Here is a 16170-nt window from a genome sequence, read left to right as displayed (position 1 = left end):
ATCTTATGTCTGTCTAAAACCACGGAAGTTTGAGTTTTGCCCAATATAAAGATCATGAAGAGTCTCTTTCATCTGTTTTTTTATTCTAGCTTGATAGTTGTCAAGCAGTATCTCATTTGCATCTGAAATTGCTCTATAAAATTCATCATCAGTCATTGGAGTAAAGTTACAAGTCAGAAGATCTGAGTTTGTATGCTTGTTTTCATAAAAATCAGCAATATCTTTTAGTAGCCCTTTTTCGATAGCATGATCGTAAAGCGGTGAGCCTGGGTATGGAGTTACAGGTCTTATAGTTCTCATCTGAGAGCCGTCATCATATTTAAGTAAGAAGTCAACTCCTTTCATAAGTATCTCTCTTGTCTCTCCAATATTTCCAAATATAATATTAAAGCCTGGACTTATTCCAATATCTAGAGTGTTTTGGATTCCAACTTCAATCTGTTTAGTGGTTAAAACTTTGTGCATAACTTTTAGAATCTCATTGTCAAAAGATTCAATACCGTAGTTTATAAAGACACAGCCAGCCTCTTTCATAAGTTTAAGTACTTTTGGTTTAGCGTAGTTGAGTCTCCCGTTACAGTACCATTTGAACTTTAATCCACTGTCAATAATAGCTTGAGAAAGACTCATAGTCCTCTCTATTGACGACATTAAAAGTTCATCTGAGAATGCTATATAGTTGATTCTATAGTTTTCCTGTAAGTATCTAACTTCTTCTAAGATTGATTCGTTACTTCTACCTCTAAAACCTTTGTCCATTCTATAGCAGAAGTTACAAGTGAAGGTACATCCTCTACCACTTAAAATAGGCATAGCAAAGTCAGTTTTACCAATGTTTGCTTGACGAGATAATCTGTAATGTTCAATGTTAAATAGATGATATGCAGGCATAGGAATCGAGTCAACATCTTCTATAAGAGGTCTTGATGGATTTCTTTTTGTTTTACCGTTTTCTCCTCTATAGGAGATACCAAGTACAGTGTTTAGTGTTTTGCCTTGTTCTATATGGTCTATTAGGTCAATAAGAGTTACTTCACCCTCTCCCATAACAACAACTTCAGCACCAGTCTTTTTCAAAAAATAATCAGGATCTGGAGTAGGGCCAAATCCACCTATTACATAAAAAGGTCTCTGCGAAGAGTTGTTTATAGCTTCAGATATTTTTAGCGCTTTAGCGTACTCGTAATATCCACCGATAAAGCTAAGCCCAACCATATCAAACTTGTTTTCATTGAGAAACTGAGTCAGATGCTCATCAGGATAGTGATGGATATCTTGCGAATAAATCTCAACCTCATGGCCATGCTTTAAAAGTGTTCCTGCCAAGTATGCGTTTGACTGAGGAAACCACTGTACAAGTGATTCGTTATCGTAAGAGATTAATAATACTTTCATTCATCTTTTCCTTCAAAAATATCTAGATATTCTATATTTGCTTTTTTGTATTCTTCTATTTCACCGATATCGAGCCAATACTCTCGAATAGGAAATGAGATACTTTTTTGTTTATGTTGGATTAAATTATCAAATAGTGTTGGCATATCAAAGAATTCATTGTTTGGAATAAATTCTAAAGTACTTGGACTTAACATATATATGCCAGCATTTACAAAAAACTTATGTATAGGCTTTTCACTAATCGATGTGATATGATTATGCTCAATATTTACAACACCGTAGGGTATTTGAAAGTCATACTCTTTTACACACATAGTAGCAACTGCATTGTCGTTTAGATGATAGTTTAGAAGGTGTTCATAGTTTACATTTGTAAGAAGATCCCCGTTCATCACAAAAAAATCATCTTTTAACTTCTCTCTCATAAGTGAAAGAGCACCAGCTGTACCCATTCTTTTGTCTTCTTGAACATACTCTATATTTACTCCAAAACGACTTCCATTTCCAAAATGTTTTTTAATCATTTCAGACTTATAGTTCACACTTAGGATAAAGTCTTTAAACCCATATTTTGAGAAGTTATCTATAATAGTCTCAAGTATTGGTTTATTACCAACCTTTAGTAATGGTTTTGGCATATCATCTGTCAGTGGTCTAAGTCTAGTTCCAAGTCCTCCGACCATTAAGACAACCTTGTTTGCATACTCTTTAGTATCTATTAAATCGTTTACTTCCTCTATCCCGAGTAGTATAAAATTTTCATCTATTATGGGAATGATATATATTTGATTGTACTTTGCAAGTTTTATGAGTTTGTCTTTTGAATCGCCTGCTTTTGCATAGGTGAAGTCCTTGAAGATGATTCCTTCTATGGGGTCATCTAGTGTAGCACCCTTAAGGAAAGCTCTTCGTATATCTCCATCTGAGACGGTTCCTATGAGCTTGTTATTTGCCTCTACTATTAGAGCTATCCTCATATCACCGCTATCAATAATTTCTAAAACATCTCTAATATTAGAGTCTTTACCAAGTATTACTTTCGCAAAAGATTTCATCGCTTGAGCTCCTCTATGTACTTATTCATATCGACTTTAGGCGTAGTATCTGTAATACTTTTGATTTTAGAATCATCTATCTTGTCTATGTTCTCTATAGCCAAATCCTCTGAATAGTTTACAAAATATTTGTAGTTTAAAATATCTTCAAATCTTTTAACCAACTCTTTTATATTTAAGCATTCACTGCCAATAATATTATAAGTACCACTAAGGTTTATCTTCATTATTTCATTGATAATTGACGATAAATCTTTTATATGCAAATAGTAGCGTTTTAAACTGCCATCATTATTAAAATGTACATTAGGAGTATTATTTAAATAACTTTTTGTTAGATAATTAATGATTCCTTTTTCCTGATGCTTTCCAAATAGATTTGACACTCTTAAAATAGAGTAGTTTTTTAAATTGCTTTTGACTATATACTCTGAGAAATATTTGAAGCTTCCATAAGGAGTTTGTGGGTTTATGTGGCTTTCTTCATTAACATACTCAGCTTCACCGTAAACTGCTACAGAAGAGATATGTATTAGCCTTTTATCATGCTTTTTTACAGCTTTTACGATATTGCTTATTCCATCTGTATTTAATAAAAGAGAGAGGTTGATAGGGTTTGTGATTTGACCAGTACAGTTGATGATAGTTTTATACTTCTGTATTACAGAATCTAGTGAGTTATACTCTAGTATATCAACACTATGAACTTCTATATTTGGTTCTGTATAGTGTATTGGATTTCTACTTAGCACACCTATTGTATGATTTTTATCTTTAAAAAAATCTACTAAAGTCCGACCAAGTAATCCACTTGCTCCTAAAATTAGGATACTACTCATAAAATCTCTTTTGAACTATGCCCTCAAGTGAGACAGTTTTTAATACCTTTACTATCTCTTTCGCAGACTCACCTTCTCCGTATGGATTATGCGTATGTTTAGCTTTTTCTCTTGTATCAGCATCAAAGAGTGCTTTTTCTATACCTGCTTTGATATCTGCTTTGTCGTATGATACGTCTATTACATTATCTGCTCTTTCCCTGTCTTGTTGTCTTGTACCTATGTTTACAGCAGGTATTCCAAATGTAGAAGATTCATGAATCCCTGAGCTAGAGTTTCCTACAATCGCCCAGATGTTTCTATAAACATTTATGAACTCCTCTGTTGAGAGACTAGGGTACCAGCTAAGTCCAGAGTTTTTAATTTCATCTATAATATCTGAAGATCCCGCATCATTGTTGGGAAGAGCTACAAGAGCTTGAACACCTAAGTCTTTAATAACTTCTATAGTGTTTAAAATCTGTCTTTTTGATTCAGAACTTTCAGTTGTTACTGGATGCTGGATAAGTAAAATAGTTGGTTTTGAAAAGTCAATATTAAATTTTTTCTCCAATATACTTTTGTCTATGAGAGGAGTCTGCACGATTGTGTCGATTGATGGACAGCCGACATTAAAAACATAGTCCGGGTTTTCACCTAGTCTAATTAATCTTTGCCTTGCATCTTCAGTCGCAGGAAAGTGAATATGAGCAAATTTACTCATTGCGTGTCTGATGCTTTCATCAATACTTCCAGTCACCTCACCGCCTTGTATGTGAGCTACGGGTATATTCATATGGGCTGCTGCAATAGTTGTAGCTAGGTTCGCACCTATGTCAAAACCTGTAAGAACTAGATCAGGTTTGATTTTTTCAAGTTCATCAGTCATAGAACTCATGATTTTGCTTAGGGCTTTAACCATAGAAGCATTTGTATTTCTCGTGTTTGGCTCGAACATTTCAAGCTGTGCGTTTATCTTAAATCCATCTTCTTTGATGTAATCAATATCACTACCATGAATATCAAGAAGACAGATGCCAGTAACTACCAAGTGTACATCAAAGAAAGGATCTATGTATAGCTCTTTTAGTATTGGCCTCATTCTAGAGTAGTCTGCTCGTCTCTCAACAAGTGTTAATATTTTCATTTTGTAGTTTTCCTTTTCTTACATCTTTGAATCAAGGTATTTACCGATCTCTTTATGAGCAAAGTCTGGAATCAGTTTGAAAAACTCTTCAACAATATCCTCTTTTGACCAAGATAATCTCTGTTTAAACTCTCTTATCTTTTGAGTGAAGTAGTTTAGTTTGATATCATCAAATATTGGTTCATTTTTGATGATGCCTAAGTTGTTAAACTTCTCCATATCTAGAGTTTCATTCTTAGTATAAAACTCTTCAAAATCTTTTTCACCTGTTGTATCACTAGATGTAAACATACAGGGCCACTTTCCTTCACTTGGAAGTGTTTTAGCTAACTCTCTAGCTTCATCTTCACTAGAGCAAAGATAAGGTTCATAGCCTTTAGCTTTTAGATATTTGACTGCGATATCTGCAAAAGATATAAGATGCAGATCCTCACTGAGTTTAGGAAAAAATATATCACGATTTTGACCGAAGATACAAGACATCAAACATAACTCACCACTCTCTTTTGGAGTAACAAAGTATCGTTTAATATCATTTGGAGCTACTATGGGTTGTCTTTTTTCGATGCGTTGGTTAAAGCCATGAAGCAGACTTCCGTCTGAAAATGCAACATTCGCAAATCTTGCTGTAGAGATTTTTATGTATTTGCTTCTGCGCATCAAAAACATCTCCATAATTCTTTTGCTTGCACCCATCATATTTACAGGGTTAGCTGCTTTGTCGGTTGAGACACAGAAGTATTTTTTAGTGCGTTTTTGTATGGCTTGAGCTAGTGTTTTGTCAGTGTTAAAGATGTTTACGTCTATCATCCGCATAAGTGTGTACTGGTCTTCTTCACTTCTAACATGTTTGAGAGCAGATAGGTTTAGTACATAATCATACTTTCCATCAGAGTGTATAAATGCATCATACTCTACACTCCCAATATCAAGAGCAAAAGTTCTAAAATCTCCATCAATATAACCAAAAGAACTTCGTATATCACGAACCAGTTCAACCATGTTGTTCTCGCTTATATCTACAACATGAAGTTTCTTAGGGTTTCTTTTAAATATCTCTTTTACAACCGCCTGACCGATAGAACCTGCTCCGCCGATTACCAAAAAGCTTGAAGACGAGACTGTAGATTTTAGTTTCTCTTCATGGGTTGATATGTCAGATGAAAAAAGCTCTTTTTCCCTGCCTATCAACTCTAAGATATTACTCATTAATATCACTCCATGAGAGATGCTCATCAAAGTTTATGTCACTTGTTGCTGTCTTGCCAAGTACATCATTGTAGTGTTCAGCTCTTATTTCCCCTGTACCAGGTCTTTTTACCCAAATATTGTCTTTTGTAAAAGTCTCACCTTTTTTTACAGGCTTAATTGTAACGACAGTTGCAAATGCAAAGTCTATAGTGACCTGTTCTTCTGCAGCAGCTTCTTTCTTTCCGCCACGCATTTTTACTATCTCAGCACTTCCCTCAATCAACTCACTAAGAGCTTTAGGATCCATAGAATTCACAATATCAGGACCAGTTCTGCTCATACTGTCTGTAAAGTGCCTCTCTAAGATAGAAGCACCAAGTGCTGTTGCAGCAAAACATGCCAAGTTTGAAGTAGTATGATCTGAAAGTCCTATTATAGTTTCTGGAAACTCTTTCATAAGTTCTTGCATTGCTCCAAGTCTTACTAAGTGTGATGGAGTAGGGTAGAGGTTGGTTGTGTGAAGCAGAGCAAAAGGGATTTTATTGTTTTGTAGAATCTCAACAGTTTTTCTTATAGAGCTAATGTCATTCATCCCTGTGCTGACTATCATAGGCTTTCCAAATGAAGCGATATGTTCAATCAATGGATAGTTATTACACTCTCCTGAGCCTATTTTATATGCTTTTACACCCATTCTCTCTAGTCTATCTGCAGCTGCTCTTGAAAATGGAGTACTGATAAATATCATACCTTTTGATTCAACATAATCTTTTAATTTTATCTCATCTTCTTCACTTAGAGCACACTCTTTCATTATGTCATAGATTGAAATGTCTGCATTAGCAGGTATGACTTTTTTTGCTTCTTTGCTCATCTCATCTTCGACTATATGAGTTTGATGTTTTATTATTTCAGCACCGGCACCGTAAGCAGCATCAACCATCTCAAAAGCAGTATTCAAATTACCTTTGTGGTTAATACCTATCTCGACAATGACCAGAGGGGGATAGCTAATGCCAATTTTTCTATTTTCAATACTTATTTCGTGCATTATTTAACTTTATGATTATATATTGTTAGCATATCGACTTAATGAGCCTTTTCTTTAGGAAAGACTAGCAAAAATAGTACCAGTGAAAATCTTATAATTTTTACTAAATAAATAATATTATTTGCCGATTTAATAGTTAAGAAATATTATAATAATGAAAGATTATTGGTCAAAAAGGATTTGTCATGGGTATTAGTTCAGTAGGTGTGGGTTCAAGTATTTTAACTCAGGATGTCTTAGACCAACTTAGAGCTGCTGATGAGGGAGGGCAGATTACACCGATAACATTGAGCTTAGCTAATGAGGGTGATAAAAAAGATGCTTTAGCACTTATAGATGCGAGTATGACAAACCTTATTGACAGTATTAATGAGATTAAAAGTCAGTCGCTTTATGATGAGAGAAAAACAACCCTTACCGGTTCATCCGTTGCTGTAACAGCAGCTGCAAATAGTGATATTCAGGATTTTACTTTAAATGTTACGACATTAGCTACAAAGCAAATAGAACAATCTGGATCATTTGGTAGTGAAGATGATTTAGTCTCTGGCGGAGCTGGACAGATTAACTTAAATATCGATGGTCAAGACTTTGCGATTGATTATACTGCTACTACTACATTAAAAGAGTTAAAAAATCTGATAAATGATGTGGCGGGAGATAAGGTTGATGCTACTGTTGTACAAATTGGAGCAAGTGATTTTAGACTATTTATAAGTTCAGCAGATACAGGTACAACACAAAATATTACCATTACCGATGTAACAGGTACAATTGATTCAAAATTAAGTACTGATTTTGATGCAGTTGCTATTCAAAGCGGCGTGAATGCAGCTTTTACATTTAATGGTCAGGCAATTTCCAGAACTAGTAATCAAGTAGATGATTTGATCACAGGTTTGAAAATCACCCTGCAAGCAACAGGTTCAACAGATGTTAGTGTTCAACAAGATCGTGAAAATATTCTGTCTAAGTTTGATAGTTTTGTAGAAAAATATAATGCTACTATAACAGAACTAGATAAGATGACAAAACCTAGTACTGACAGTGACGAGAGAGGAATCTTCTCTGGTGAGAGTACTATCAAGAATATGAAAAGAGCAATCGAAGATATGATAGGTAGTATTGGCGGTGGTGTAGGCAGTTTGCTTGATTATGGATTTGATGTTGATAAATCTGGGACAATGACACTTGATAAGACTGTTTTAGAAACTAAAATGGATGAAAATTCTTCAAATGTAGAGATTTTCTTTGCTGGTGGAGACTTTGATAACGGTGATGGAACTACAACTACTGTTGATGGTGCTTTTACAGAGTTCTCTGCAAAAGTTGAAGAGTATACAAAATATAATGCAACTCTTGATCAATTTAAAGATTCTATATCTGAAACTATTAGCTCTCTTGAAGACAGAAAAGCAAAAGCAACTGAGAGACTGGATGCTAAGTATGAAATTCTTAAAAAACAGTTTATTGCGTACGATTTAATGATAAGTAGAATCAATTCTGCTTCATCAATGTTCGTTCAGATGGCAAATGCTCAAACAGCAGCACAAAATAGTTAAATTTATAAGAAAATAGCTAAACATAGTATCTGAATTGTCGATATATTTACCATGAAAGAAATTAACAAAGATGGTATAAAAGGATCTGACATGTATGGTAATAACGCTCATAATATTTATGCACAAAACAACGTAGGAATTGAATCTCCGGCAAAACTTATAGAGATGCTTTATGAGGGTGTTCTTCGTTTTAATGCTCAGGCTAAAAAGTCTATAAAAGAGTTTAATATTGAAAAACGTGTTTATTGGATTAATCGTTCCACTGCAATCATCACAGAACTTATTACTATTCTAGATCCAGAGCAGGGTGACGTTTCCGAGTATTTAGAAGGTCTTTACAACTATGAGATTCAACTTTTAGCGTCTGCGGGTGCTGAGAATAATATAGATAAACTAGATGAAGTAAGTAATGTCTTCAAAGCTCTTTTAGAAGCATGGAGAGAAACTAACGATGTGGCTCACTAGTCTTAAAATAGCTATAATAGAGAAAAATACAGACTCTCTGGATATGCTTATGAATGATATTCCAGAGCTTAGTGATGCTAAAGATATTGAACAAGCTATATATCTTTTAAGAGAAGCAACAGAGATGTTGCATACACTTCAAGATGAAACTAAAATTTCTATGGGTAAAATCAAGAAGAACATAGCTTTTTTACGCTCAACTGAACGACAAAAAATAAATAAACTAGACATTAAACTTTAGAAATAAATCATAATCTTTTTTTAGAAATCCCAAACTTTAAACTTCTTATAGTGTAGTCGCTTATGACTGCACCTTTTCTCATAGTCAGGATGTGCTCAACAGCATCTGCTATATCAGAAGCCAGTAATCTCTCTTCTTCTTTATCACTTGTATCAAAACGCAGTTCATCATAAAAAGATGTCTGAGTCATATCCGGGTTTATGTTTGTAACACTAAGTCCGCTCTTTCTAGTCTCTTCAAAAAGAGAATCGCTAAATGCTTTTAAACCAGCTTTAGTAGAAGAGTAAACTCCGGCAAATTTACTAGTTTTGATAGCTTCTATGGAGTTGATATTTATAAGATATCCATCATTCTTTTTAAGAGAGCGAAGAAGGGCATTTGTCAAAAGCATTGGTGCTGTAAGGTTTAAGAATGTCATACTTGTTATAGTATTGGCACTTAGTTCTTCATGTGGCTCAAAGCGGCCAAAACCTGCACAATTAATTAGTATATCAACACTCTCTTTTTTTAGATAATTACATACTTCAAGTGTAGAGCTTTCATCTGCTAGATTTGCTTGCATAGCTTTGAAATATGGGTTGTTGAAATCTTCATCTGTTATGCTTCTGCTGATGCCAATGACTTCGTAATCAAGTTTTAAAAGCCTTAAAGTTATCTCTTTGCCTATACCGCTGCTCGCACCCGTTACTACTGCTCTTTTCATCTATTTCTTCCTATTTTGGTTATAATCTCAACATGAAAAATATTTATATAACTGACCTTGACCACACTTTTTTGAAAACTGATTTATCAATAAGTGATTATACTCAAACTATTTGGAATTCAAAATCTACAGATTCTATTTTGAGCGTTGCAACTGCAAGAACATACAAAAAAACTGCACAATTTTTAAAAAATATTCATATTAATGCTCCGATGATACTTCTCGATGGCGCGCTGATTGCAACTATGGATAAAAAGATAATAGATACTAAGTTTATAAGTAAAGAAGTAGCCGATATTATTATAAACGAGGGCGGAAAGTTTGGCATCTATCCATTTGTATTGGCACTTGCAGATAATAATCTAAATGAGGCTTTCCTTTATTCTAGCATTTTAAATGAACATCAAAAAGAGGTTCTTACTCGCTACGCAAAAGATGATAATTTGCAAGAATGTAAAGATATCAGAGCAATGAATGATAACTTTAAAATAGTCTATATGGGTGAAGAGAAACTGCTTCGTCAATTGGCAGCTCTTTTAGAGAAAATATTTGGAAATTCTTTGAAGTTTATCCTAGCACCTGAGGCTTATGTCGGCTGCTATTTTTTAACTATTCTTCATAAAGATGCTGACAAAGCTCATGGCATTAGAAGCGTTAGTGAGTACAGCGGATTTGATCTATCTAGGCTAACTGTATTTGGTGATAATTTTAATGATTTGGGTATGTTTGAATTGGCGGCGACTTCTGTTGCAATGGCGAATGCACAAGAGGAAGTTAAAAGTGAGGCAGACATAATCCTTCCCCACACAAATGATGAAGACGGAGTTGCTAAATATCTCGAAGGATTAAAATTTGCGTAGAAATCACACTAATTCGTTTGCAATGATAATAATCGGCATTTTATTTTTTATATTTGGTTTTGTAACTTGGTTAAACGGTTCACTTATTCCATTTTTAAAAGTCATCTGCGATTTAAATGAATTTCAAGCTCTCTTTGTAACATTTGCTTTTTATATAGCTTACACGGTAATGGCTCTTCCAATGGCTCATGTGCTGGAGAAAACAGGTTACAAAAATGGGATGGTGATAGGTTTAGCTGTTATGGCTGTAGGAAGTCTACTCTTTATTCCCGCGGCACTTAGTGCAAACTTCATCATATTCTTAGTAGCACTTTTTACTTTGGGAACTGGACTTACAATCCTTCAAACAGCCTCAAATCCTTATGTTGTTTTGATTGGCCCATTAGAGAGCGCTGCTATGAGAATCTCTATCATGGGGCTTATAAACAAGAGTGCAGGAGTCTTAGTTCCTATACTTTTTACATCTTTAATCCTCTCAGACATCACATCTTTTTCATCAGAAAATCTGGCATTAGTTGACACAAAAGAGCTTGCATCTAGGCTGATAGCCCCATATCTTATTATGGCAATGGTTCTTATCGGACTTATGATTTTCGTGAAGTTTTCATTTATTCCTGAGTTGGAATTTGAAAAAGAGGACTCTTACGATAAAGATACGATTTTTCATTTTCCTCGTGTCGTATTAGGTGCTGTAGCTCTCTTTTTCTATGTAGGTATAGAAGTTATTGCAGGTGATACTATCGGTCTTTATGCACAAGGTCTTGGAGTTGAAAATGCAACAGCTTTAACTTCATACACGATGGTATTTATGGTCTTTGGTTATTTGGTTGGTGTGGCTTTTATTCCTAAGTTGCTCTCCCAAGAAAAAGCACTTATAGGTTCTGCTCTTGTTGGGATTTTGTTTTTACTTGGAGTTGCTTACAGCTCAAACACTTCTCATGAGATATCTGAGATTTTATGGGGTTGGAGTTCCATACCTACACTTCCAGACACAGTTACTTTTGTTGCACTTCTTGGTTTTGCAAACGCTCTTGTATGGCCTACCATCTGGCCTCTAGCACTGGAAGGACTTGGTAAATACACAGCTCAGGGAAGTGCTTTACTTATAATGGCAATAGCAGGTGGAGCGATTCTTCCACTTGCCTTTGGTAAAGTTGCGCAAATTACTGGTGATATGCAATCAGCATATTTAGTTGGTATAGTCTGTTATTTCTTTATATTTATGTATGCAATTTTTTGGCATAAAAAATCATCATGGTAATTATCGAAGTAAATAACAACTCTGCATCTGCAAAGATAGCTCTTCAGGGAGCACATATTTTTCACTACGCTCGTAAAGGTGAAAAACCTCTTTTATGGCTTAGTGATATAAGTGACTTCCAAGATGGCAAAGCCATTCGTGGAGGAGTTCCTGTGTGCTGGCCATCATTTGGGATGAACAATCCTAATCTACCACAGCACGGCTTTGCAAGAACAGCATTGTTTGAGCATCAATCCACTAAAGAGATAGATGCCAACACAACAGAAGTTATACTCACTCTAAGTTACTCACAAGAGACACTGACTCTATGGCCATACAAGTTTGAACTGGAGTTAAAAGTAACTGTCTCGGACAAGCTGACAATGGAACTGATCACAAAAAACATTGATGATAAAGTTTTTAAAATCACACAGGCTCTTCATACTTATTTTCCTGTTTCACATATCTCAGATGCAAAAATAAAAGGCCTAAATAATAAGCCATATCTAGACGCTTTAACATCTGAACAATTAACTCAAAGTGGAGATGTAATCTTTGAAGAGGAAGTTGATAGAGTCTACCAAGAAGTAAATAGCGAAGTCTTACTTGTAGACAGAGATAGAACTATTCATATACAAAATGAAGGTTCATCTTCAGTTGTAGTTTGGAATCCTTGGATAGAAAAGGGTAAAAGAATGAGTGCTATGAGAGATGACGCTTACAACGACTTTGTCTGCATCGAATCTGCCAATGCATTTGAAGATTTTAGACTTATAGAACCAGGTGAATCTCATACACTAAAAGCTACTATTTACTGAGCAGATAGTGTGAGTCGTATGCCAGTCTCATTACACCTATAGCGTAGTTAGATGAGTTGTTATACCTCATGATCTTTTTAGCATACTCTTTTAAATAATCAAAATCTTTTTTCTCACATGTAAAGCACTTATACTTTTTCCCATGCTTGTTCTCTGTGTAAACAAGTGAAGCATTTTCATACTTATGCTCGTAATCGTACCAATCTGATTCTATCATTGGCAAATTAGGCATTTTATCCCACTCTATAAGCTTGGAGAAATCTGCTTTTTTGTGAAGAAATTTACTAGCAGAGACAATAGCATCTTCCATCTTAGTCAGATCAGCATGTTTATTTTTGTATCCCTGTGTATATACAAAGCTGTTTGGCATAAACTGAGGAATTCCTATAGCTCCGGCATAAGAGCTTGGCAGATTGCATGACTCAGGAGTAACACCTTTTTTATAGCAGTGCGTGATAATGGATACCATATTTGTCTTGCCCATATTAAGTAACCATTTTTGGCGGGAACTCTCTGGCTTAGTTCTTACAACAATAGTATTAAAAACTATAAACGCATCATGAGTTGGTTTTATCTTTCCAAGCTTTGTCTCTTTCATTAGTATAGCTGCAATTATTTCACGATTCACACCATACTTTTTCTCACTATAGTTATAGACTTCTTCGTATTTTTTTAGATGCTCAACTATCTTTGGAACATGTCTTACTAAGACATTATTGGCTTTTTTCTCACTCTTTTTATGAGTTTCTATATGGCGTGGCTGCAAATATTTCCAGCTGACTTCATCAAATTTCTGAGTTTTGAAATATGAGAGTAAAAATTTGTTGGCGTACTTATAAGTGACGCCATTCTTTACAGCCTTTTTACAGATATCTATATAGTGTGTGTTTTGAAATTCACAGTTTGTATATTTAGCTGAGAGAATTGTTGTAAGTGCTAAAAAAAGTAGTAGTCTAATCATTTGTTTATATCTTCCAATCTTTGTGGTGTTCCTATATCATGCCAGATGTTATTAAACAACTCACCACTGACTTCATTTTTTGCTATTGCATCCCTAAGTAATGGAGACAGAGCAGACTTTCCATATTCTAAGTTATTAAAAAGTTTAGGACTATAGTATCCTATGCCTGAAAAAGTATATTTTATTTTGTCTTCATTTAAAACAGAAGTTCCATTTAAGCCAAAATCACCTTTTAAATTATGCTCAGGATTAGGGACTAAGATAAGGTGAGCCAGCTTATCTCCTAAGTCAAAATTAGCATCAAAAACATAGTCACAAAAAACATCGCCATTTACAACTAAAAAAGGTTCATCTCCTAAAAGAGGCAGTGCTTTTACAATTCCACCGGCACTCTCAAGAGCACCTTCATCCTGCTCGTCAGAGTAAGTTATACTTATGCCGTAGTTTGAGCCGTCACCGAGAGCTTTGGGTATCTTATGACCTAGGTGAGCTATGTTAATGATGACTTCTTTAAAGCCGGACGCAACAAGTCTCTCCAGATGCCAGAGTATAAGAGGTTTACCATGAACTTCTAAAAGAGGTTTAGGAAGTGTATCAGTTAGTGGTCGCATTCTCTCTCCGCGACCAGCTGCGAGAATCATCGCTTTCATTGAACTTCTTTTAAAAGATATGAGAGCTCTTTTGTTTCTTCATATCTGCTTGCTGCATCTATAGTGTACTTTAGAGTTAGCGGTATATCTTTTAAATATCCATCTTTACCATCACGAAGGTAAAGACGACTGAAGATGCCAAGAACCTTGATGTGTCTTTGCATCCCCATAAAATCAAACCATTTTAAAAACTCTGCATCACTTGTATCTAAGCCTTTTTTATCACGAAACTCTAAAACTAGTTTTTCAACTTCTTCTCTCTCATAAGCTATGTAACAATCTTTTAAAAGTGAAACCAAATCATAAGTAATCGCTCCACTCATTGCATCTTGATAGTCAATCACGCCTATCTCATTTTCTGGTGTTATCATAATGTTTCGTGAGTGATAATCTCTGTGGACAAAAACATCTTGCGGCTGAGAAAGAACTACATCTGAGATAGCATCCAGTGAACTCTCTATGATGCTTTTTTGAGCTTCACTAAGAGTAACATTTAGATTTTTATCTAAGTACCAATCCTTCATTAAATCCATTTCAAAATGTAAAAAAGCTTTATCATAAAGTGGCAGGTCTTTTGTGTCTGCGTTTTGCATTGTTATGATTGTATCTATAGCTTTTGAATATAGTACATTGAAGTTATTGGCATCTAAAACATTGAGATAATGAGTATTTCCAAAGTCTTTGATTATCAAAAAACCGTCTTTTAGATTTTTCTCTAAAATCTCAGGTGCATTAACACCAACTTTTAAAAGTCTTGAAGTTACATCTATAAATGGAGCAAGGGAGTCTTTTTCAAGTGAGGAGTCCATAAGCAGAAAAGTTTTGTCTGCATCTGTAAGTCTATAATACTTTCTAAAACTTGCATCTGCAGATGCTATGCTTATCTCATACTCTTTATAGGGAGTTGTCTTTAACCACGCCTTTATCTTATCCATATATCCCGCCTAAAATAGAGTCTTTTGAAGCACCTGTTACACTCGATAACTCTACAACTTCTCTATGAACTCTCTTGTAAGCCAGCCAAGCAAAAGCCATCGCTTCCATATAGTCACTGCTAACTCCAAACTCATCACTCACTTTTACCTCTGCCTTACACAGTTCTTTTAGTCTTTGCATCAAAAGTGGATTCTTTGCTCCACCGCCACAAACTATCAGAAGCTGTGAGTATATTTTATTGGCATCATCTGCGATGCTTTTGGCTGTAAGTTCAAGTAAGGTACGCTGAATATCTTCTGCTTTGATGGTATCAAAAAGCGGAAGATGGTTTGCAAGCCAAGTAGGGTTAAAATACTCTCGTCCAGTACTCTTTGGAGGAAGTTTAGAAAAATATTCATCTTTTAAAAAACTCTCAAGAAGTTCTTCTTTAACTTCGCCCTTAAGAGCAAAAAGAGCATCTTTGTCGTAGTTTTTGTTTATATATACAGAACTCCAATAATCCATCAAAACATTTCCACAACCAGTATCCCAACCTTTAAGTTCTTCACCTAAGATTGTAATATTCGCCATACCACCAATGTTTAAAACAGCTGTTTTTTTATCAAGATGCTTAAATATCTCTTGGTGAAAAGCGGGAGCAAAAGGAGCGCCTTGACCACCATTTGCAATATCCATTCTTCTAAAGTCAGCTACGACTTGAATGTTTGTTTTTGCACTTACAACATTTGCATCGCCTAATTGCATCGAGAATCCAAACTCGGCATCAGGAGCGTGCCAAAGAGTTTGACCGTGAAGACCGATAGCTTTTATGCTTGTTGCATCTATAGATTCTTTTGTTATAAAGGCATTGATTGCATCTGCAAACATAGTTCCGAGTTTGTTATCAATAGTGCCGATTTGCTCTAGTGTAGTAGACCCATTTATTACGCTAAGTATCTCAGCTTCTAGTTCATTATCAAAAGGATATTCAGCAGAAGATATGAGGGAGCATTTTGTATCATCTATCCCACAAAGAGCAATGTCGATGCCATCCATACTTGTCCCTGACATAACACCGATATATAGTTCACTCAT

At 35.1% G+C, this 16170-nt stretch carries 17 protein-coding genes; 6 read left to right on the top strand and 11 right to left on the bottom strand.

Annotated features, from left to right (window positions below; genetic code table 11):
- Nucleotides 1-3: 3 nt before the first annotated feature.
- Genes SMGD1_RS05225 through SMGD1_RS05200 form a run of 6 tightly spaced genes read right to left on the bottom strand, consistent with a single transcriptional unit; the run spans nucleotide 4 to nucleotide 6660 of the window.
- Nucleotides 4-1395, bottom strand: coding sequence for a B12-binding domain-containing radical SAM protein (locus tag SMGD1_RS05225; RefSeq protein WP_008336024.1), 1392 nt, complete (start codon nucleotides 1393-1395; stop codon nucleotides 4-6).
- On the bottom strand, nucleotides 1392-2453 hold the full coding sequence (locus SMGD1_RS05220; protein WP_008335785.1) for a nucleotidyltransferase family protein: 1062 nt from the start codon (nucleotides 2451-2453) through the stop codon (nucleotides 1392-1394). The genes SMGD1_RS05225 and SMGD1_RS05220 overlap by 4 nt, the downstream gene beginning before the upstream one ends.
- Complete coding sequence (locus SMGD1_RS05215) at nucleotides 2450-3292, bottom strand: NAD-dependent epimerase/dehydratase family protein (RefSeq protein ID WP_008335803.1); 843 nt, start codon at nucleotides 3290-3292, stop codon at nucleotides 2450-2452. Before SMGD1_RS05215 ends, SMGD1_RS05220 begins: the two co-directional genes overlap by 4 nt.
- Complete coding sequence (gene neuC, locus SMGD1_RS05210; protein WP_008335628.1) at nucleotides 3285-4418, bottom strand: UDP-N-acetylglucosamine 2-epimerase; 1134 nt, start codon at nucleotides 4416-4418, stop codon at nucleotides 3285-3287. The genes SMGD1_RS05215 and neuC overlap by 8 nt, the downstream gene beginning before the upstream one ends.
- Before the next feature lie 18 nt (nucleotides 4419-4436).
- A complete protein-coding gene (locus SMGD1_RS05205) occupies nucleotides 4437-5627 on the bottom strand; it encodes a UDP-N-acetylglucosamine 4,6-dehydratase (protein WP_008335556.1) in 1191 nt (396 codons plus the stop codon).
- Nucleotides 5620-6660 (bottom strand): N-acetylneuraminate synthase family protein, encoded by a 1041-nt coding sequence (locus SMGD1_RS05200; protein ID WP_050752152.1) that lies wholly within the window; start codon nucleotides 6658-6660, stop codon nucleotides 5620-5622. The genes SMGD1_RS05205 and SMGD1_RS05200 overlap by 8 nt, the downstream gene beginning before the upstream one ends.
- Nucleotides 6661-6845: 185 nt before the next feature.
- Here SMGD1_RS05200 and fliD point away from each other — a divergent pair, with 185 nt between their 5' ends.
- The 3 genes from fliD (at nucleotide 6846) to SMGD1_RS05185 (ending at nucleotide 8928) form a co-directional block, all read left to right on the top strand.
- Complete coding sequence (gene fliD, locus SMGD1_RS05195) at nucleotides 6846-8222, top strand: flagellar filament capping protein FliD (RefSeq protein WP_008336386.1); 1377 nt, start codon at nucleotides 6846-6848, stop codon at nucleotides 8220-8222.
- Between the two features lie 90 nt (nucleotides 8223-8312).
- Nucleotides 8313-8687 (top strand): flagellar export chaperone FliS, encoded by a 375-nt coding sequence (gene fliS / locus SMGD1_RS05190; protein ID WP_008336801.1) that lies wholly within the window; start codon nucleotides 8313-8315, stop codon nucleotides 8685-8687.
- Nucleotides 8674-8928, top strand: coding sequence for a hypothetical protein (locus SMGD1_RS05185; protein ID WP_008335490.1), 255 nt, complete (start codon nucleotides 8674-8676; stop codon nucleotides 8926-8928). The genes fliS and SMGD1_RS05185 overlap by 14 nt, the downstream gene beginning before the upstream one ends.
- Nucleotides 8929-8935: 7 nt before the next feature.
- On the opposite strand, the gene SMGD1_RS05180 is transcribed toward SMGD1_RS05185, so the two are convergent.
- Complete coding sequence (locus SMGD1_RS05180) at nucleotides 8936-9631, bottom strand: SDR family NAD(P)-dependent oxidoreductase (RefSeq protein ID WP_008335663.1); 696 nt, start codon at nucleotides 9629-9631, stop codon at nucleotides 8936-8938.
- Nucleotides 9632-9663: 32 nt separating this feature from the next.
- Between SMGD1_RS05180 and SMGD1_RS05175 the strand changes: the two genes are divergently transcribed.
- The 3 genes from SMGD1_RS05175 to SMGD1_RS05165 are packed head-to-tail and all read left to right on the top strand — an operon-like array spanning nucleotide 9664 to nucleotide 12549.
- Nucleotides 9664-10491: an HAD-IIB family hydrolase gene (locus SMGD1_RS05175; RefSeq protein ID WP_008335427.1), complete on the top strand. Its 828-nt coding sequence runs from the start codon at nucleotides 9664-9666 to the stop codon at nucleotides 10489-10491.
- Nucleotides 10484-11752, top strand: a complete 1269-nt coding sequence (locus tag SMGD1_RS05170) for a sugar MFS transporter (protein ID WP_008340831.1) — start codon at nucleotides 10484-10486, stop codon at nucleotides 11750-11752. The genes SMGD1_RS05175 and SMGD1_RS05170 overlap by 8 nt, the downstream gene beginning before the upstream one ends.
- Nucleotides 11746-12549, top strand: a complete 804-nt coding sequence (locus tag SMGD1_RS05165; protein ID WP_008336070.1) for a D-hexose-6-phosphate mutarotase — start codon at nucleotides 11746-11748, stop codon at nucleotides 12547-12549. The genes SMGD1_RS05170 and SMGD1_RS05165 overlap by 7 nt, the downstream gene beginning before the upstream one ends.
- On the opposite strand, the gene SMGD1_RS05160 is transcribed toward SMGD1_RS05165, so the two are convergent.
- Genes SMGD1_RS05160 through SMGD1_RS05145 form a run of 4 tightly spaced genes read right to left on the bottom strand, consistent with a single transcriptional unit; the run spans nucleotide 12539 to nucleotide 16170 of the window.
- Nucleotides 12539-13510, bottom strand: coding sequence for a lytic murein transglycosylase (locus SMGD1_RS05160; RefSeq protein ID WP_008336143.1), 972 nt, complete (start codon nucleotides 13508-13510; stop codon nucleotides 12539-12541). The two genes, SMGD1_RS05165 and SMGD1_RS05160, sit on opposite strands and share 11 nt — an antisense overlap.
- Nucleotides 13507-14160 carry an N-acetylmuramate alpha-1-phosphate uridylyltransferase MurU gene (gene murU / locus SMGD1_RS05155; protein WP_008336047.1) on the bottom strand — a complete coding sequence of 218 codons (654 nt, stop codon included), beginning with the start codon at nucleotides 14158-14160 and terminating at the stop codon, nucleotides 13507-13509. The genes SMGD1_RS05160 and murU overlap by 4 nt, the downstream gene beginning before the upstream one ends.
- A complete protein-coding gene (locus SMGD1_RS05150; RefSeq protein WP_008336626.1) occupies nucleotides 14157-15095 on the bottom strand; it encodes an aminoglycoside phosphotransferase family protein in 939 nt (312 codons plus the stop codon). Before SMGD1_RS05150 ends, murU begins: the two co-directional genes overlap by 4 nt.
- Nucleotides 15088-16170 (bottom strand): anhydro-N-acetylmuramic acid kinase, encoded by a 1083-nt coding sequence (locus tag SMGD1_RS05145; protein ID WP_008336936.1) that lies wholly within the window; start codon nucleotides 16168-16170, stop codon nucleotides 15088-15090. The genes SMGD1_RS05150 and SMGD1_RS05145 overlap by 8 nt, the downstream gene beginning before the upstream one ends.

It is taken from the genome of Sulfurimonas gotlandica GD1, from assembly GCF_000242915.1.
Lineage (GTDB): Bacteria > Campylobacterota > Campylobacteria > Campylobacterales > Sulfurimonadaceae > Sulfurimonas > Sulfurimonas gotlandica.
The sequence above is the reverse complement of the archived record's forward strand: the minus strand, read 5'-3'. Positions and strand labels throughout refer to the sequence as shown.